Below are 18,409 nucleotides of genomic sequence, written 5' to 3'. Positions count from 1 at the left end.
TGGTGGGGTGTCCGACATCCCGCGCAAGAGTTCCGCCCGCACCGCCAAACTCGCGAGCATTCCCCTGGGAATGGCCGGTCGCGCCGCTCTCGGTTTCGGTCGCAGGCTCGCCGGCGGCGACAAGGAGGAGATCGAGGCCCAGATGAGTGCTCGGGCCGCCGAGCAACTCTTCTCCGTTCTCGGCGAGCTCAAGGGTGGCGCCATGAAGCTGGGGCAGGCCCTGAGCGTCATGGAAGCCGCGATCCCGGAGGAGTTCGCCGAGCCGTACCGTGAGTCGCTCAACAAGCTGCAGTCGGCGGCACCGCCGATGCCGACTCGTGCGGTCCACAAGGTGCTCGACCGGCAACTCGGAACCAAGTGGCGGGAGCGGTTCACCTCGTTCGACGACGAGCCGACCGCGTCCGCCAGCATCGGGCAGGTCCATCGCGGCGTGTGGGCCGACGGGCGGGAAGTCGCGGTCAAGGTGCAGTACCCCGGTGCCGACGAGGCACTCCGTGCCGACCTCAAGACCCTCGCCCGGTTCGCGGGCATGTTCGCCACGGTGATGCCGGGTGTCGACGTCAAACCGGTCATCGACGAGTTCAACGCCCGCACCGAGGAGGAACTGGACTACCGCATCGAGGCGGCCAACCAGCGGAAGTTCGCCGAGATCTTCGACGGAGACGACCGATTCGTGGTGCCGAAGGTCGTCGCCAGCGCGCCCAAGGTCGTCGTCACCGAATGGATGTCGGCCACCCCGCTGTCCCGGATCATCACGTCCGGCAGCGCCGAGGAACGCAATCGATGCGGTGCCCTCCTCGCCGAGTTCCACGTGGCTTCGCCCGCCCAGGTCGGGATGCTGCACTGCGACCCGCACCCCGGCAACTTCATGCTCCACCCGGACGGACGACTGGGCATCATCGATTTCGGTGCCGCGGCTCCGTTTCCCGAAGGGCTGCCCGAGATCCTGGGGACGATGCTCCGGCTCGCCGTCGACGAGGATTTCGATCAACTCACGAAACTGTTGCACGACAACGGATTCGTACTTCCGGGCCGTACAGTGTCCGATGCCGAGATCGCCGACTACCTGCGGCCGTTCACCGATCCGATCCGGGCCGACTCGTTCCACTTCACCCGCGACTGGATGCAGCAGGCGGCGGGAGTGGCCACCGACTTCTCCGGTACCCATTTCCGGACCGGCCGCTCCCTGAACCTTCCCGCGGAGTACCTGATGATCTTCCGGGTGCTGCTCGGATCGGTCGGCATCTGCGCCCAGCTGGATGCCAACGCCCCGTACATGGCAATTCTCACCCGGTGGCTGCCCGGATTCACCACGCCCGCCGAACTGCCCGACACCGAAGAGGTCTAGCACCGCCGAGGTGTCGGTGCCGGCACGATGACCGGCACCGACACCTCAGGCGCACAGCGGGGCAGGGTTCTTCCGCGGACGTCCCCGAGGACGCTTGCGGGCGATCACCGCGCCCTGGTCGAAGATCTCTCCGCCCCACACTCCCCACGGTTCACCTCGATCGAGGGCTGCCGCGAGACATCGCTGACGGATGGGACACGATCCGCACAGCGTCTTGGCTTCCTCGAGCTGCGCGGGAGAATCGGCGAACCAGAGATCGGGATCGCCTCCGCGGCAGGGCAGCTCCCGGCGAGAGGCAACCACCTCGATGAACGTGGTTGCAGTGGTTACTGTTTCGGATACCCCTCGGCATGTCGTCGCGGACACGTCGTCCTCCTCGGCTCTGTGGTTCGTTGTCGGAAATGTGGTGTCGGACACGAACCGCGACGACGAGCGGGGGGACACCCCCGAAACGACGAAAGCCACGGTTCGCTCTGCGCGTCCGTGGCTCGGATGGAGAAGTGAAGTACTACGGGTCGATGACCACGTGGCTCCAAGGCACGGACGAGACGGCTGCTGCTCCGGCGGCCGCGCGATCGCGAACGATCGCACCCCCGGCCGCTCGACGGGCGAGCAGGCGGGTGGTGGGTGCCGATGCATGGGCGCCGACGAATGCGTCGACGACAGCCTGGGTGCTCCAGTTCGTCATGACAGCCACCTCCCTTTCACGTCTCGATCCGGCAATGAATGCGCGCCACTACCTCGCGCGTCGGTTATCCACAGTAGGCAGTTTCGAGAAACTGCACAACCTATTTTCTACCTGCGGCGATACGACTGCGCACGAGGGACAGGACATCGCCTCCGTACGTCTCGAGCTTCTTCGCCCCGATCCCCGGGATCGCCACGAGAGCCCGGTCGTCTCCAGGGCACTGCTCGGCGATAGCCGTCAACGTGTTGTCGCTGAACACCACGTAGGCGGGCACCTTCAACTCACGAGCCTTCTCCCGACGCCACTCCTTGAGCGCGATCAGCAGGTCCTCGTCCAGGTTGGACGGGCAGCCCTCGCACCGGCCGAGCATCGTCGCCGCGGTGCCGATCAGTGACTTCCCGCACACCCGGCACCGGGGGCGCTTGCGGGTGCTCGCCGGGGGCGTGGCGATCCGCGAGGCGGGCGACTCGTCGGGGATGAGTCCGTGCAGGAATCGGGAGCGCCGACGGGACTTGCGGCCACCCTCGTTGCGGGCGAGCGCCCAGGACAGATGCAGGTGCTCGCGGGCGCGGGTGACGCCGACGTAGAGCAGCCGGCGCTCCTCCTCGATACCGGCCTCGTCCGGAGACGAGCTCGAATCGCCGAGGACGTGCTGGATCGGGAGGGTGCCGTCGGTGAGCCCGACGAGGAACACCGCGTCCCATTCGAGGCCCTTCGCGGCGTGCAGCGATGCCAGAGTGACACCCTGCACCACCGGTGGATGGCGGGACTCGGCGCGCGTCGACAGCTCTCGCAGCAGCCCGTCCAGCGTCAGCTCCGGGGTGGAGACCAGCAACTCCTCGGTGAGAGCGATCAAGGCGGTCAGCGACGCCCACCGTTCCCGCGCCTGGGCGCCGGCGGGCTCGGAGTCGGTGAGACCGAGCGGAGCAAGCACCGCGCGCACCAACGTCACAAGATCGGCACCGGCGGCATCGGGCAGATCGCCCCTGGCGCCCGCCTGCCGCAGCGCGTTCACGGCCTGGCGCACCTCGGTGCGGGTGAAGAACCCCTCGCCACCGCGTACCTGATAGGGGATCTCGAGCCGTGTCAGTGCCTCCTCGTGCACCTCCGACTGGGCATTGATCCGGTAGAGGATCGCGATCTCGGACGCCGGCACTCCCGAGGCGATCAACCTGCGCACGGACTTCGCCACGGCCGCGGCCTCCGCGGGCTCGTCGTCGTACTCCGCGAACTCCGGTTCCGGCCCGGCTTCGCGCTGACCGATCAACTGCAGGCGAGTGCCGGCGATGCGGCCGCGAGCCGCACCGATGACACGGTTCGCCAGCGACACCACCTCGGGCGTGGACCGGTAGTCGCGCTCGAGACGCACCACCGTCGCGTCGGGGAACCGGCGCGAGAAGTCCAGCAGGAAGGCGGGGGTGGCACCGGTGAACGAGTAGATCGTCTGGTTCGCGTCGCCGACCACGGTCAGATCGTCCCGGTCGCCGAGCCACGCGTCGAGCACCCGCTGTTGCAGCGGGGTGACGTCCTGGTACTCGTCGACGACGAAGCATCGGTAGCGGTCCCGGAACTCCTCGGCCACGGTGCTGTGTTCCTCGAGCGCGGCAGCGGTGTGCAGCAGGAGGTCGTCGAAGTCGAGCAACATCCCGTCCTGGCCGCGGGTCTTGAGTTGTTCGTACCCGGCGTACACCTGGGCTACCTTCTCCGCATCGAACGGCACCTCGCGATGGAGCCTGGCCGCGGCGCGCGCGTAGTCCTCCGGCGCGACCAGGGAGGCCTTCGCCCACTCGATCTCACTCGCGAGATCGCGAATCGCCTCCGTCCCGGTCGGCAGCCCGGCCCGGCCCGCGGCCGATCCCACCACGGCGAACTTGCGATCCAGCAGCTGCCATCCCGTGTCACCGACCACCTGAGGCCAGAAGTACTTGAGCTGGCGCAGCGCGGCGGCGTGGAACGTCCGGGCCTGCACCGGCGGCCCGGAACCACCGACCCCGAGGTCACGCAACCGCGCACGCATCTCTCCGGCTGCGCGCGCCGTGAACGTGACGGCCAGCACCTGCCCGGCGGAGACGTGCCCGGAATCGACCAGGTGCGCGATACGCCGGGTGATGGTACGAGTCTTGCCCGTGCCGGCCCCGGCGAGAACGCAGACCGGCCCGCGGGGAGCACGCACCGCGGCGGACTGTTGTGGATCCAATCCCGGGTGCGTCTCCTCGGCCGACATGCCGTCCATCATGACACCCGTCGCCGACAGCGGCCGGTCGGGTGCGCGGGGCCGGGGAGCCCGGCGGGAACACCTGCCCGCTCCGTGGTGTTATGTGAGCCGTGACTGCAATCGACAACACGCCGGACACCGGCACCGTGACCATGTACTCGACGCCCTGGTGCGGCTACTGCCGCCGGCTGAAGAAGCAGCTGGACGAGTCCGGCATCGGCTACGTCGAGATCGACATCGAACAGGATCCGGCGTCCGCGGAGTTCGTGGGCTCGGTCAACGGCGGCAACCACGTCGTCCCGACCCTGAAGTACCCCGACGGCAGCACCGCCACCAATCCCACCCTCGTGCAGGTCAAGCAGGCCCTCGGCCTCTAGTCTCCGTAATCTCCCCTCTCCGTCTCTCCCCTCTCCCCTCCTCCCCCTGGGTGAACGGACCCTTCGCCTCGTCAGACCGGTCGAATGGTCCCTTCACCCAGGGGAGGGCGGGCGGATCGGGGGGATCGGGGGGGGATCGGGCAGGGCGGGGGTGGTGGTCAGGAGGCGGAGACCCAGGATTCGAGCATTCCACGGGCGATGGAGATCGGCCCCGGGAGCAGGAGTGGGGCGTCGGCCCCGGACATCCAGTCACCCGCGTCGATCGCGGAGCGGACCTCGTCGCGGGTGAACCAGCGCGCCTCGGCGATCTCGCCGTCGGAGAACGCCAGCGGCGCAGCCGGGTCGGCGACCGCCGCGAATCCGATCATCACCGATCGCGGGAAGGGCCAGGGCTGGCTGCCGAGATAGCGGATTCCGCGGACGTCGAGCCCCACCTCCTCCTTGATCTCCCGTGCCACGCAGGTCTCCAGGGACTCACCGGCCTCGACGAAGCCCGCCAACACCGAGAAGCGGCGCTCCGGCCACACCCCCTGACGTGCCAACAGCACCTGCTCGCCGCCGTCGTGTACCAGGCAGATGATCGCCGGATCCGTGCGCGGGAACTCCTCGTGGCCGGTCGCCTCGGAGATCCGCGACCACCCGGACGTCGTCGGCGTGGTGGGCGAACCGTCCACGGCACTGAAGCCCGCCGACCGATGCCACGCCAGGACCGCGACCGCGCCGGTGACCAGGCCCGCGTCGGCGTCCGACAGGGCGGCCCCCGCGAGCCGCAGGTCCCCCACCGAGCCGTCGAGTTCGGTGACCGGAACGGCCCACACGTGCCGGCCGTCGCGCAGCCCCAGGAACACCGCTCCGGGAATCGGTTCGGCCGCCGCGTCGATCGCAGGCCGGAGAACGAGAGCGCCGTCCTCGATCTCCACCTGGCCACGCCGATCGACACGCAACTGCACCGCGTCGGGCCATCCCGCACGGAGCGCCTCCGTGTCACTGCGCAGCTCCTCGGCCCGCCCCACGGCGGACCGGGAGAGCAGCGGTGTCTGGTTCAGCTCGAACACGGGCCCGTCGAAGTCACTCACCGCCGCAACACTACTGGGCTCAGGACGTGACTCTGCGGATGTACAGCAGCCGGTCGTCCGCCTCGACCGCATCGACCTCCGGCGACCCGACCCGGATCAACCGCCCGTCCCGGACCACTCCCAGCACGATGTCGGACAGGTGTCGTGGCGATCCACCGACCTCGTCCCGCTCGACGGCGCGCTCCGCGATCGCGAATCCGGCCTCCGGAGTCAGCAGGTCCTCCATCATCTCCACCACGCTGGGAGTCTTGGTGGCGATCCCGAGCAGACGCCCCGCGGTTTCGGAGGACACCACGACCGAATCGGCACCCGACTGCCGCAACAGATGCGTATTGTCCGATTCCCGGATGGCCGCAACGATCTTGGCGTCCGGCGCGATCTCGCGTGCGGTCAAGGTCACCAGGACCGCGGTGTCGTCGCGGTTGGTGGCGACGATGATCGCCGCCGCGTGCTGGGCCCCGGCGAGCCGCAGGACATCCGACCGCGTCGCGGACCCCGCCACCGTCACCAGGCCCTTGGCCGCGGCGGAATCCAGCACCGCCTGCTCGGTGTCGACCACGACGATCTCGGACGGCGGGACCCCGTCGCCGAGCATGGCGTCGATGGCGGTGCGCCCCTTGGTTCCGTAGCCGACGACGACGGTGTGATTGCGCACGCGATGCCTCCAACGCTGAATCTTGAATGCCTGGCGCGAGCTCTCGGTGAGCGCGGCCAGCGTGGTGCCGACGAGGACGATGAGGAAGAAGATCCGGAGCGGGGTGATGAGCAGCGCGTTGGTGAGACGGGCCGATTGCGTGATCGGCACGATGTCGCCGTAGCCGGTGGTCGACAGCGACACCGTCGCGTAGTAGATGCAGTCCACCAGGGACAGCTCGTTGCCCTGGGCATCCTTGTATCCGTCCCGGCCCAGATAGACGATGACGACGGCCGCCGCCAGCGCCCCCAGCGCCACCAGCACCCGCCGCCAGATCGCGCTCGCCGGGCTCGACGCGTTCTGCGGAATCTTCAGGATGCCGACCAGAGCGAAATCCGGTTGATCGGTGAGCGTGTCCGATCTGCTCAATCTCGCGCGCAGCCTGCCCGCCATACCGTCCCCATGTTCGTGCGGTTCGATCCTCTCGGACGGGAGCCTAGCCCCACTGATGCACGAGGAAGCGCATTGTGCGCGGCGGCGCCGCTTCTCGGCGTTGCGCTACCACCCCATATCGGGGCAGGCTGTCGGAATGTCACGAAACGCCACATCGGCTCGGCGCTCGGCGCTGGCGCTGTCCGGGTTGCTCCTCGGCGCGGGGTCACTGCACTTCGTCGCGCCCAAGTTCTTCGACGCGATCGTCCCCCGATCGCTTCCCGGCGACGCACGCACGTACACCTACGCCTCGGGGGTTGCCGAACTCGCGGTCGGCGCCTCGCTGCTGGTTCCCCGGACCCGTCGTCTCGGCGGTACCGCCGCAGCGGCACTGTTCGTGGCGGTGTTCCCGGCGAACGTGCAGATGGCGGTCGACTGGGTACGCAGCGACAAGACCAGTTCGGCACAGAAGGCGCTCGCCGTCGGTCGACTGCCCCTTCAGGTTCCGCTCGTCATTGCCGCCCTGCGTGCCCGGCGGAGTCCTACACCGGGCCACCACGGCCACTGACGAGTTCGGCGAGAGCTTCTGCGCCGGGAAGATGACCCGGCGCCATCGTCCGCCCGGAGCGGACGTAATGGAATGCGGCACGAACCTTCTCGGGTGGCGCGCCCATCAGTTCCGCCCAGGCGAGCCGGTAGGCGGCCAGTTGCATGACCACGGCGGGCTCGTCGGGAGTGGACGGCGGTGCGCCGGTCTTCCAGTCGACGACGGTCCATCCGCCGTCCGGGTCGGCGAACACCGCATCGATTCGACCACGCAGCACGGCACCACCGACCGCGGTCTCGAACGGCACTTCCACCTCGACGGGTGTGCGGTGCGCCCACCGACTCCGCAGGAAGGCCTGCTGCAGGCCCTCGAGATCGTCATCCGACCCGTCGTCGGTGTCGGCGGCGCCGGGTAGCTCGTCGAAGTCGAGCAGCCGGACCGCACCGAACCTGGCCTCCACCCACGCGTGGAATGCGGTACCGCGCCGGGCCAGCGGGTTGGGCGGATACGGCAGTGGCCGGCGGAGCCGCGCGGCGAAGGCGTCCGGGTCGGCCTTCAGCTCGACGAGCTGACTGACCGAGAGTTGGGCGGGAAGAACAACTTCCGATTCCACACGGGACCGCTCCTGCCGCTCGCGCAGCAGTGCGTCCACGTCTGCTGCCCAGTTCTCCGGGTCATCGGCTTCCGCTGTGCCTCGAGCGCGCCCTGAATCAGCTCCGGTGACCGCGCTCAGCGCCGCGCGCACCAGCCGCGCACCCGTTTCGACGGCCTCGCGGCGGGCACCCAGGGGATCCGGCGGCCAGCTCGCCGTCACGGGGGCGGAGGTCAGCGGATTCTCCGCTCCCTCGTCCGGTGGCGGCGCCCACTCGTCCACGCGTACCGGGCAGTCCGGCGTGCGCGCGGCGTGCTCGTGCAGTTCGACGAGGAACTCGGACGGCCCCTTGGGTTCGGTGCCGGTCTCGGCCCAGTGGTGCCCGGACACGAGCAGAACCCGTTCCGTGCGGGTGAGCGCGACGTAGAACAGTCGTCGGTCCTCTTCGCGACGGCGGCCGGCGAGCGCGGCCTTGTGCCGTTCGATCGCCTGCTCGAGATCCTTGCGGTCGGCGACGTCGTCGAGGTCGAGGGTCGGGAACCCGTCGCCGTCCGCGGCGCCGGGAGGTACCCGGTCGCCGCGCAGTGCCGGAGGCAACTCGCCGAGTGCACCCAGCCACGTCCCGGATGCCGTGCCGGAGGGGAACACTCCCGCGGTCACGTGTGGGACCGCCACCACCTCCCACTCGAGCCCCTTCGCCGAGTGCACGGTGAGAATCTGCACCCGGTCCGGGTCCACCTGGACCTCGCCGGGGGCCAGCCCGTCCTCGACGGACTCCGCTGCGGCGAGGAAGGCGAGCAAGCCCGACAGCGTTGCGGTGGATCGCCCGGCGTATCCGGCCACCACGTCCGCGAACGCGTCCAGATGCTCTCGACCGGCGGCTCCGCCCCGGGCACACACCTCGACACCGACCGCGAGCACCCGCTCCACCTCTGCCACCAGTTCGGTGAGAGGTTGCCCGATACGTTCCCGTAGGGACGCCAGTTCGCTCGCGAGCGCCGTGATCCGAGCGAAGCCGGCCTGGGAGTAGCGCTCGCGCGAGCCGGGGTCGGCCAGCGCATCGGCGAGCCCCGCCTGCTCGGCGACCTCTCCGGGGAGCGCACTGCCCAGCGCCTCGGCGAGCGACTCCGGATCGGTCACGGCGCCCGATGTCCCGTACCCACGGGAGATTTCGAGTTCGCCGGCGCGGCGCGCGAGCGCCCGCAGGTCGGCGGCACCGATCTGCCACCGGGCTCCGGTCAGCAATCGCACGGCCGCACTCCCGGCCATCGGATCGGCGACGACACGGAGCATCGCCACCACGTCGGCGACTTCCGGGGTGTGCAACAGGCCGCCCAGTCCGACGACCTCGACGGGCAGCCCCCGGGCACGCAGCGCCTCCGCCATCGGCGCCGCATCCGCGTTGCGGCGCACCAGCACCGCCGCGGTCGGCATCGGCTCCGCTGCCTCCCGTGCGCGCTCGAATTCGCCGGCGACCGCGCTCGCCACCCACTGCCGCTCCCGGTCGGCGTCGGTGAGGAGGGCCAGGCGCACATCACCCGGCTCCGCTCCGGGCCGCGGCCGCAGTGTGCTGACCGCGACACCCGACCGGCGCAGGGGCGCGGACACGTGATTGGCCAGATCCAGCGCCTCGGGCGGGTTCCGCCAGCTGGTGAGGAGCTCGAGGGTGGGCGCGGGCGTACCGTCGGCCAGCGGGAAGTCCGTCGCGAATCGCGGGAGATTGGCCGCGGAGGCACCTCGCCAGCCGTAGATCGACTGCATCGGGTCTCCTACCGCCGTCACCGACAGCGCCGAGTCCGCTCCCCCGCCGAACAGTGCCGAGAGCAGAACCCGCTGCGAGTGCCCGGTGTCCTGGTATTCGTCGAGCAACACCACCCGGAACCGTTGACGCTCACTGTCTCCGACTCCGGGATGCTCGTCGGCGAGGCGGGCCGCGAGGGACATCTGGCTGCCGAAGTCGAGGGCACCCTCCCTACGCAGCGTCTCGGTCAGCCGGGCGACCAACGGAAGCAGCTCGATGCGCCTGCGCTGCGCCTCGACGACGTCGAGGAGGGACTTGCCCGGCTCGCGGCGCTGACGAGGACCGGGGGGCAGCGCGAAGACGAGCTTCTCGAGATCCGTGTGTGCCTCGCGCAGATCCTCGGGTCCGGCGAGATGCTCGGCCAGCTGGCCGTAGAGCGCGAGCACCGCCTCGGTGAGCGACGCCGGGGTGCGGTCGGTGTCGATGTCCCCGTCCCAGGAACTGACGACCCGGTGCGCGATCTGCCACAGCTCCGTCTCCGACAACAACGTCGCGGTCGGCTCGATCGGCAACAGGAGGCCGTGGTCGGCGAGCAGGCGGCCGGCGTACGCGTGATAGGTACTCACCTCGGGCTCGCTCGCGAGAATCCGGGAGCGCAGTTCGCCCCCCGGATCGACCGAGCGGAGCAGTTCGGACCCCGCCAGCCGGGCCAGCCGCTGCCGGATCCGAACGGTCAGCTGCTGCGCGGCCTTCCGGGTGAACGTCAGGCCGAGTAAGGCATCCGGGGCGACGAGCCCGTTGGCCACCAACCAGACCACGCGGGCTGCCATGGTCTCGGTCTTTCCCGCACCTGCGCCCGCGACGACGAGCGTCGGGCGCAACGGCGCCGCGATCACCGCGGCCTGCTCCGGGGTCGGCGGATGCTGCCCGAGTCCGGCGGCGAGTTCCACCGGGTCGATCCTCGGCTCGAATGCTCCCGTGCTCATTGCGCACTCACCTGCCTGCCCTCGTCGTGGACCGGGCAACTCGACCGGACCGGGCAGTGCCGGCAGCCGTCGTTGACCTGAGCGAGGAACCGTGGCCCCCGAGTGGCCGCGGCCGCCGCATGCACGGCATCGATCCACCGTTCGAGATCCGCATCGGAGAGCGGAGCCTGCACCCGTTCGGTGGCGCCGTCCTTCTTGTGCGGCTTGGCCACGAAGACCAGGCGGGCACCGCCCGGCCGGGCCGGGGGCATTCCCTCCACCGCGCCCGTCGCCGCGGCGACCTGATACGCGGCGAGCTGGGCATGCTCTTCAGCCTGGCTTCTGCTGACCGGCGTCCGGGCCGTCTTGACGTCGACGACGACGGGGCGACCCTCGGCATCCCGCTCGAGCCGGTCGATCCGCCCCCGCAGACGGACCTGTGGATCGCCGTCCGACCGCGGTTCCAGCACGCCGTCGACCGCGACCTCGACACCGATCTCGGTGAGCTCGGAACGGGACGCCCGCATCCAGGCCGCGAACGTCTCGAGCATGGTCCGGGTGCGGGTGAGCTCCCGGCGCGAATACCACGGCGATCCGAGATCCACGGCGGCCCAGGCCTCTTCGAGCGCACGATCGACGTGATCCGGCGGAATGTGCCCGGCCAGCGCCTGCACCAGAGTGTGCACGAGCGTGCCGGCCACCGCACGGGCGTTGTCGCCGTCGGTGCCACCGTTGCGTTCGAGCAGCCACCGCAGGGGGCACGTGGTGAGCTGCTCGATCGTCGACGGCGACAGCGGGACCGGGCCGTCCTCCGGGCCCCACAGCGGTTCCGCCGTACTCGGGTCCGCGAGCCCGTACCACTGGTCCGGATGCGCTCCCCGGACGCCGGCCTCGGCCAGCCGCGCCAACTGCACGGCGGCCCGGTCGCGCCGGCCCTGGTCGGCCGCGGAATCGCACACCACCGCCCGCAGCTCCGCCACCAACGCGGGCAACGCGAGTACCCGCGCCGGTGGTTCCGTCACGGGTTCGGGCAGGGCGTCCGGAGTGTCACCGTCGACGGCCAGTTCGTCGACGAAGCGGGACCGCACCAAGTCCGCGTCTCCGCCGGGTGCGTCGACGGCGGTGACCGACAGTATCCGGCGGGCGCGGCTACACGCGAGCAGGAACAACCGCCGTTCCTCGGCGAGGAGCGGTGCCGTGCGCGACAGGCGGGTGTCGCCCGCGGACCGGACGGTCCCGGACACCAGGTCGATCAGCTCGCCCGTACCGAGCAGACTCGACCGCGAGCGCAGGGAGGGCCAGGTGCCTTCCTGCACGCCGACGACCGCGACGACGTCCCATTCGCGGCCGACCGCGGCGTGGGCACTGAGCACCGTCACGGATTCGGTGAACAGCGGCGTCGTGCGGGAGAGCGTCGGGATCTCCTGCCCCTCGACGTGGTCGAGGAAGCCCGCGATGCCCGCCCGGGGCAGCCGGTCCACATAGCCTGCGGCGGCGTCGAACAGCGCCACCACCGCGTCGAGGTCGCGATCGGCCTGGGCGCCCACCGGGCCGCCGCGGAGCGAGGCCGCGGCCCAACGCTTCTCGAGGCCGGCGGCCCGCCACGCCGCCCACAGGACGTCCTCGACACCGCCACCGTCGCCGAGCACCTTCCTGGCCCGGCGCAGCACCTTGCCCACCCGTTGCAACGGCGCCGCCTCGACCTCGGTGAGCCCACGCATCGCGGGCTCGTCCGCGCCGAGCACGATGCGGCGCAGTATCTCCGAGGAATCGCGATCACCGCCGCCGGACAGCTCACTGCGCCGGAGGCCGCGACGCAGCCTGCGGAGCGCGACCGGCTCGGCGCCACCGATGGGCCCCGACAGGAGGGCGAGTGCGTCGTCGCCGGTGAACTCACGTTCGGTGACCGCCCGTAGCACCAGCAACAGCGCCGACACGCCGTGTCTGCGAGCGAGGGGCAGCTCGTCGGCCGGGGTCGTCACCGGAACACCCGCGGCCAGGAGGGCGCGCCGCAACGGTGCCAGGCTGGCCGGCACCGACCGCACGACGACGGCCATCCGGGACCAGGCTATCCCGTCCGTCAGGTGCGCGCGGCGGAGCGTGTCCGCGACGACGGCCGCCTCCTTCGCGGGTGAGGACGCGACCCGGATCGCCACCCGACCCTCGGACGTGCCCGCCTCCCACGCCCGCTGGGGGCCACTGCCCGGCAGCCGGCCGAGAATGCGGCGGGTGGCGTCGGCGATCTCGGCCGCGGCCCGATGGTTCCGTGGGAGCAACACCTGCCGCTCGTCGTGCCGCTCGGCGAGGCCGGTGAGGAACGACGGATCCGCTCCGCGGAAGGCGAACACCGACTGATCCGGATCTCCGGCGACGACCGCCGAGTCCGCACCGGTCCCCACCAGCCGAATCAGCTGTGCCGCCTGTGGATCCAGGTGCTGCGCGTCGTCGACGAGGAGGTGCCGCACCCGAGCGCGCTCGCGGCGCAACAGCTCGGGGTCGGTGGCGAACGCCTCGAGCGCCGCGCTGACCAGTTCCGCGGCGTCGAGGGCGGGGGCCGTCGCCTCCGGGGCATGCATTCCCACGGTGGCCCGCAACAGGGTGGCCTGCTCGTAGCGGGCGGCGAAACGCCCCGCAGCCACCCATTCCTCGCGGCCCTCGGCCCGGCCGAGGTCACTCAGATCCTCCGGGCCCAGGCCACGTTCGGCAGCCCGCATGATCAGGTCCCGCAGCTCGGCGGCGAAGCCCAGCGTCGCCAGCGCGGGACGCAGCCGGTCCGGCCATTCGGCCGCTCCGTCCTCGATCTCGCCACGCAGCATCTCGCGGATCGCCGAGTCCTGCTCGGCACCGGTGATCAGCCGCGGCGGCGGATTGCCGTGGGCGGCCGCCTGCAACCGCAGGACGGCGAACGCGTACGAATGGACCGTGCGCACCAAGGGCTCGCGGGAAGCCCTCGGCCGTCCGGCACCGCCGGCCGTCAGTGCGGCAGTGATCTGTTCGCGCACCGCGACCGCGGCACGCCGGGAATGGACGAGGACGAGCACCGATTCGGGATCCGCCCCGGCGAGTATCCGGCGCACGGCGGAGTCGACGACGAGCGCGGTCTTGCCGGTGCCGGGGCCGCCCAGCACCTGCCACGGGCGCCACCCGCCGCCGAGTCTCGGCCCACCCGCGCCGGTGTCCTCGAGGACCCGAAGCGCGGCGGGGTCCCACTCCCGCGGCTCCTGCACCCGCGTCTGCCTGCGCACGAGCCGCATCCCGGGGCGGTCCGGGGCGGGGCGGGGAGCGGATCGAGTCACTGCTGCATTCCACCAGAGTGCACCGACAGCTCCGCCCGGCGGTGGGTGCGAGGCGGACCTGCACCGGCTTCCGTGGTCCGGCATAGTGGCGGTCGTGCCGATTCTCCACACCTACACGTTCGGGCCCGAGTCCGGCCCGGTGGTCCTCGCCCTGCACGGCATCACCGGGCACGGCCGGCGATGGAGCGACTGGGCGACCACCCACCTGCCCACTGCCCGGGTGCTCGCGCCCGACCTGCTCGGCCACGGTCGATCCCCGTACACGCCGCCCTGGACCATCGAGGCGCACGTCGAGGCGCTCGTCGAGACCCTCGACGAGCACGCCCCCGACGCCCGGGTCACCGTGGTGGGCCACTCGTTCGGCGCCACCCTGGCGCTGCATCTGGCCCGCGCCCTCCCGGACCGGGTCCACGCGCTCGCCCTCCTCGATCCGGCGCTCGGGCTCGACGCCGGGACGATGCGCACCGTCGCCGAACAGACGGTTGCCTCCCCCGACTACACGGACGTCGCCGAGGCCCGCTCCGAGAAGGTCCACGGTGCCTGGGGCGAGGTACCCGCGCACGTCCTCGACACCGAGATCGACGAACACCTCGTCACGCTGCCGAACGGGCGGGTGAACTGGCGGATCAGCACGCCCGCGGTGATCACCGTGTGGGGCGAGCTGGCCCGGCCGTTCGTCCTTCCTCCCGACGTCGTGCCGACCGTACTGGTCCAGGCGATGAAGGTGCAGCCGCCGTACGTCACCGCTGGATTCCGCGCCGCACTGCGCGCACATCTGGGCGACTCGCTCACCGAGGTCGAACTCGACTGCGATCACATGGTCCCGCAAGCCCGTCCCGAGGAGGTCGCCGCTCTCGTCCGGGGTCTGCTCCCGTGAGCCGGACCACCGACGAGCAGGTCGAGCGAGTCCGGGAACTCGTGGCCGCCATTCCCGCGGGCCTGGTCGCCACCTACGGCGACATCGCCGCGGCCGCCGGTCTGTCCTCCGCTCGTACGGTGGGCTGGATCATGCGCACCGACTCGGCGGACCTGCCGTGGCACCGGGTTCTCGCCGCGTCTGGCCGTCCGGCGAAGCACCTCGCGGCACGGCAGCTCGGGAAGCTCGCCGAGGAGGGAGTGTCGATCGTCGGCGACAGAGTCGACCTCGGGTCGGCGCGCCACCGGTTCGGCTGACCGACCGGACACACCCCACGGCCCGGGCCACATCACACCACGAGCCCGGTCACCGCCGGAGCGACGGCGCGCACCGCGGACGTCGGGGCGGCCGTCGCCACCGATGCCAGAATCCTCACCGCAGCAAGAAGTTCCGGGACCGGACGGGTGTAGGGCAGCCGCTGGTGGTCGTCGAACAGATGCCCGGTGCCGAATCGCGGCCCGGGCGCCAGCCGGAGCCCCCGGTCGGCCGCGGAGGCGACGAGCTCGGTCGAGGACGTTCCCGCCGGAAGCCGGCACCACAGGCTCAGCCCGCCGGCCGGCACGTGGAACGACCACTCGGGCAGCTCGGCGCTGACCGCGTCCACGAGGGCATCCCGACGGCGGCGGGATTCCGACCTCCTTCGGGAGATCAGGTGATCGTAGTCACCGAGCAGGAGAACGGCGGCGAGCTGGTCCACCACCGACACCGACAGCTGGCGCCGCGCCATGATCCCGGCCAGCTGCACGATGCGCGAGGCGTCGGCGCGAATCCACCCCACCCGGATCCCGCCCCAGACCACCTTGCTCAGGCTGCCGACGGTCACCGTCGCGGTGTCCGGGACGGGCACACCGAACGGCTCCCGGTTCCCGGAGCCGTCCAGGACCAGATCGGCAGGCACCTCGTCGACCAGTGCGGTCACCCCGTGTCGCACCAGGGTGGCCGCCAGCGTTCGCCGACCGGTGTCCGTCGCCCGGGCTCCCGTAGGGTTCGAGAAGTCGGGCATGAGATACGCGACGGTCGGGGAACTCTGCCGCGCAGCACGATCCGCGTCGACAACGAACGCGTCCGGATCCGCGGCATCGAGTGGCACCGGTACACAGCGACCCCCGGCGGCCTGTACCGCTTCGACCGCGCCGGCATAGGTGGGGTGCTCGACGAGCACCCGGTCGCCCGGTTGCACGAGGCCCTCCATCGCGACGGCGATCCCGTCCCCGCCCCCGCCGGTGACGAGGATCTGATCCGCCGTGGTGGGGAGCCCTCGGCGGCGGTAGTAGTCGGCGATCGCCGCACGCAGTGCCGCGATTCCGCCGGGGTGGTAGCCGTGGTTGCCGATGTGGGCGGGCAGCAGATCGGTGGCCTCCCGATACGCGAGGATCAGTTCCGGCGGTGCCTCCGCCGCGGCGTTCACGAGGTCGATGACACCGTCGACCGGAGGCCGGGCCATCGCCGCCCAGGTCGCCCCCGCCGCGGGCCGGGCCGCGAAGGTCCCGGCGCCCTGCCGAGCGATCGCCCATCCGTCGGCACGCAGTTGCCGATATGCCGACGCCACCGTGACCCGGCTGAGCGCGAGGGCACCGGCGAGAGCCCGCTCCGGTGGGAGTTGGGCGCCTTCGGGCAGGCTGCCGTCCGCGACCCGATCGCGCAGCGCCGTCGCCAACTCGCGGTACCGCGGCGCCGTTCCCGGCAGTCGATCGGAGACGAGGGCCGCGACGACCGGCGCGGCGAGTCGTTCCACACGAGGAGGCATGCAGTCCACTTTCCCCTAATGGACCGCTCTGTGCAGTCCAATACGGGACGAGGATGGTCTCATGATCGTCCTCGGTGTAATCGGCGCCCTCGGTGTGGCGTCAGTGGCCTGGTTGAGTGTCGTCGCCCCGCGGGGCGGACGCTGCGGGCTCGCCGGCCCGCCCCGCAGCCACCGCGACTGACTCGCGGTCGAGAACTGCCTCACCCCGAGCCACCATGCCGGCCTCGCCCGACAGGGTGATCTGTGGGAGGAAGAAGGCAATCGCGAAGGCCACCAGGAAGAGTGGGACCACGTACCAGATGGCCGGGGCGAGGGCATCGGCGTACGCGGCGATCACCGACGTGTGCAACGGCTCGGGCAGCTGGTGCACGATCTCCGGAGTCATCGACGCGGGAGCGAATCCCGTCTGCGCGACCTGCGCGGCGTTCTCCCCGGCCACCCCGGTGAGATTGTCGATCAGGCGGCCGGTGAACAGGGAGCCGAACCAGGCGGTGCCGATGGCGGCGCCGATCTCCCGGAAGTAATTGTTCGAGCTGGTCGCGACGCCGACCTCGTGCGGGTCCACCGAGTTCTGCACGGCGAGCACGATGACCTGCATGACGAAGCCCAGTCCGGCACCGAAGACGAAGATCATGACCCCGATCTGCCAGATCGGCGTCGCCTCGGTCATTCCGGTGAGAAGCACCAGACCCACCGCCGCCACGAAGAGGCCGACAATGGGGTAGATCCGGTACCGCCCGGTCTTCGAGATCGCGATACCCGAACCGATCGTCGTGAGCATGAGCCCGACCATCATCGGAATCATCATGAGCCCGGACACCGCGGCGGACTGCCCGGACGACATCTGCAGGAACGAGGGCAGGAAGCCGATCGCCGCGAACATTCCCACCCCGAGCACGAACGCGATCAGCGTGGACACCAGGAAGACGCGGTTGCGGAACAGATGCAGAGGAAGGATCGGTTCGGCGGCACGGTTCTCCACGACGACCAAGCCCACGACGGCGGCGACCGTCCCGGCGATCAGCGCCACCATGCCCGGCGAGCCCCACTCGAGCTCCTTGCCGCCCAGGTCGGTGACCATCACCAGCCCGGTCGTACCGAGCACCATGAGCACGATGCCCGCGTAGTCGAGCGGCCGGTCACTGCGCCGATGCGGGAGCGTCATGTACCGATACGCGATCGCGAGCGCGATCAGGCCGACGGGCACGTTGATCCAGAAGCACCAGCGCCAATCGAGATGGTCCGTGAAGAAGCCGCCCAGCAGAGGCCCGGCCACGGCGGAGACACCGAAGACCGCGCCCATCGGGCCCATGTACTTGCCGCGGTCCTTGGCCGGCACGATGTCGGCGATGATGGCCTGGGACAGGATCATCAGACCGCCGCCGCCGATGCCCTGGACACCGCGCCACGCCACCAGTTCCCAGAAGCCGAGCGCGGATCCGCCGTCCGAGAGGAATCCCGCGAAACCCGCTCCGGCGGAGCCGATCGTGAAGATCGAGATGGCGGCGAGAAACAGTGCCCGGCGACCGTAGAGGTCACCGAACTTTCCGTACAGCGGCATCGTGACGCACACCGCGAGGATGTAGATCGTGATGAGCCAGGCCTGATGCTCGACGCCGTGGAGTTCGCCGACGATGGTCGGCATCGCCGGCCCCACGATGGACTGGTCCAGCGACGACAGGAACATGCCGGCGATCAGGGCACCGAAGATCAGCCAGATCCGCCTCTGGGTCAAGACGATCGGCGCGTCGGCGTCCGGGCCGCGAGCAGGTTCGACGGAGGTCGACATGGAGCTACTTTCGGGTCGGAGGGGCGAGCCGGGTGCTGCGGCCCCG

At 70.7% G+C, this 18,409-nt stretch carries 14 protein-coding genes; 5 read left to right on the top strand and 9 right to left on the bottom strand.

Annotated elements, in window-relative coordinates:
- The first annotated feature begins 7 nt into the window (after positions 1 to 7).
- Complete coding sequence (locus G4H71_RS18120) at positions 8 to 1,348, top strand: ABC1 kinase family protein (RefSeq protein WP_072736467.1); 1,341 nt, start codon at positions 8 to 10, stop codon at positions 1,346 to 1,348.
- A 45-nt stretch (positions 1,349 to 1,393) separates the two neighbouring features.
- On the opposite strand, the gene G4H71_RS18115 is transcribed toward G4H71_RS18120, so the two are convergent.
- The 3 genes from G4H71_RS18115 to G4H71_RS18105 all read right to left on the bottom strand — a co-directional run bounded on the left by G4H71_RS18115 (position 1,394) and on the right by G4H71_RS18105 (position 4,272).
- Entirely contained in the window at positions 1,394 to 1,714 is a 321-nt protein-coding gene (locus G4H71_RS18115) for a WhiB family transcriptional regulator (RefSeq protein WP_072736667.1), read from the bottom strand.
- 142 nt (positions 1,715 to 1,856) lie between these two features.
- A complete protein-coding gene (locus G4H71_RS18110; RefSeq protein WP_072736468.1) occupies positions 1,857 to 2,036 on the bottom strand; it encodes a hypothetical protein in 180 nt (59 codons plus the stop codon).
- Between the two features lie 100 nt (positions 2,037 to 2,136).
- Positions 2,137 to 4,272 carry an ATP-dependent DNA helicase UvrD2 gene (locus G4H71_RS18105; protein WP_072736469.1) on the bottom strand — a complete coding sequence of 712 codons (2,136 nt, stop codon included), beginning with the start codon at positions 4,270 to 4,272 and terminating at the stop codon, positions 2,137 to 2,139.
- Between the two features lie 131 nt (positions 4,273 to 4,403).
- Here G4H71_RS18105 and G4H71_RS18100 point away from each other — a divergent pair, with 131 nt between their 5' ends.
- Positions 4,404 to 4,628: a mycoredoxin gene (locus G4H71_RS18100; RefSeq protein ID WP_072736668.1), complete on the top strand. Its 225-nt coding sequence runs from the start codon at positions 4,404 to 4,406 to the stop codon at positions 4,626 to 4,628.
- Between the two features lie 158 nt (positions 4,629 to 4,786).
- Here G4H71_RS18100 and nudC read toward each other — a convergent pair whose 3' ends face one another.
- Positions 4,787 to 5,704, bottom strand: coding sequence for an NAD(+) diphosphatase (gene nudC, locus G4H71_RS18095; protein ID WP_072736470.1), 918 nt, complete (start codon positions 5,702 to 5,704; stop codon positions 4,787 to 4,789).
- A 19-nt stretch (positions 5,705 to 5,723) separates the two neighbouring features.
- Positions 5,724 to 6,791, bottom strand: a complete 1,068-nt coding sequence (locus tag G4H71_RS18090; protein ID WP_072736471.1) for a potassium channel family protein — start codon at positions 6,789 to 6,791, stop codon at positions 5,724 to 5,726.
- A 136-nt stretch (positions 6,792 to 6,927) separates the two neighbouring features.
- Between G4H71_RS18090 and G4H71_RS18085 the strand changes: the two genes are divergently transcribed.
- The gene (locus G4H71_RS18085) at positions 6,928 to 7,338 is read left to right on the top strand and encodes a DoxX family protein (protein WP_072736472.1); all 411 of its coding nucleotides are present in this window, start codon (positions 6,928 to 6,930) and stop codon (positions 7,336 to 7,338) included.
- Here G4H71_RS18085 and G4H71_RS18080 read toward each other — a convergent pair.
- Positions 7,313 to 10,636, bottom strand: a complete 3,324-nt coding sequence (locus G4H71_RS18080) for an ATP-dependent helicase (RefSeq protein ID WP_072736473.1) — start codon at positions 10,634 to 10,636, stop codon at positions 7,313 to 7,315. The two genes, G4H71_RS18085 and G4H71_RS18080, sit on opposite strands and share 26 nt — an antisense overlap.
- Positions 10,633 to 13,911 (bottom strand): ATP-dependent helicase, encoded by a 3,279-nt coding sequence (locus tag G4H71_RS18075; protein WP_072736474.1) that lies wholly within the window; start codon positions 13,909 to 13,911, stop codon positions 10,633 to 10,635. The genes G4H71_RS18080 and G4H71_RS18075 overlap by 4 nt, the downstream gene beginning before the upstream one ends.
- A 94-nt stretch (positions 13,912 to 14,005) precedes the next feature.
- On the opposite strand from G4H71_RS18075, the gene G4H71_RS22700 reads away from it, so the two are divergent.
- Together G4H71_RS22700 and G4H71_RS18065 are read left to right on the top strand one after the other, a co-directional pair.
- Complete coding sequence (locus tag G4H71_RS22700; RefSeq protein ID WP_246442014.1) at positions 14,006 to 14,788, top strand: alpha/beta fold hydrolase; 783 nt, start codon at positions 14,006 to 14,008, stop codon at positions 14,786 to 14,788.
- Positions 14,785 to 15,084 carry an MGMT family protein gene (locus G4H71_RS18065; RefSeq protein ID WP_072736476.1) on the top strand — a complete coding sequence of 100 codons (300 nt, stop codon included), beginning with the start codon at positions 14,785 to 14,787 and terminating at the stop codon, positions 15,082 to 15,084. The genes G4H71_RS22700 and G4H71_RS18065 overlap by 4 nt, the downstream gene beginning before the upstream one ends.
- A gap of 32 nt (positions 15,085 to 15,116) precedes the next feature.
- Here G4H71_RS18065 and G4H71_RS18060 read toward each other — a convergent pair whose 3' ends face one another.
- Positions 15,117 to 16,574, bottom strand: a complete 1,458-nt coding sequence (locus G4H71_RS18060) for an aminotransferase-like domain-containing protein (protein WP_072736477.1) — start codon at positions 16,572 to 16,574, stop codon at positions 15,117 to 15,119.
- Positions 16,575 to 16,674: 100 nt separating this feature from the next.
- The gene (locus G4H71_RS18055; protein ID WP_072736478.1) at positions 16,675 to 18,363 is read right to left on the bottom strand and encodes an MDR family MFS transporter; all 1,689 of its coding nucleotides are present in this window, start codon (positions 18,361 to 18,363) and stop codon (positions 16,675 to 16,677) included.
- Positions 18,364 to 18,409 lie beyond the last annotated feature (46 nt).

Source organism: Rhodococcus triatomae (genome assembly GCF_014217785.1).
GTDB classification, from domain to species: domain Bacteria; phylum Actinomycetota; class Actinomycetes; order Mycobacteriales; family Mycobacteriaceae; genus Rhodococcus_F; species Rhodococcus_F triatomae.
The sequence above is the reverse complement of the archived record's forward strand: the minus strand, read 5'-3'. Positions and strand labels throughout refer to the sequence as shown.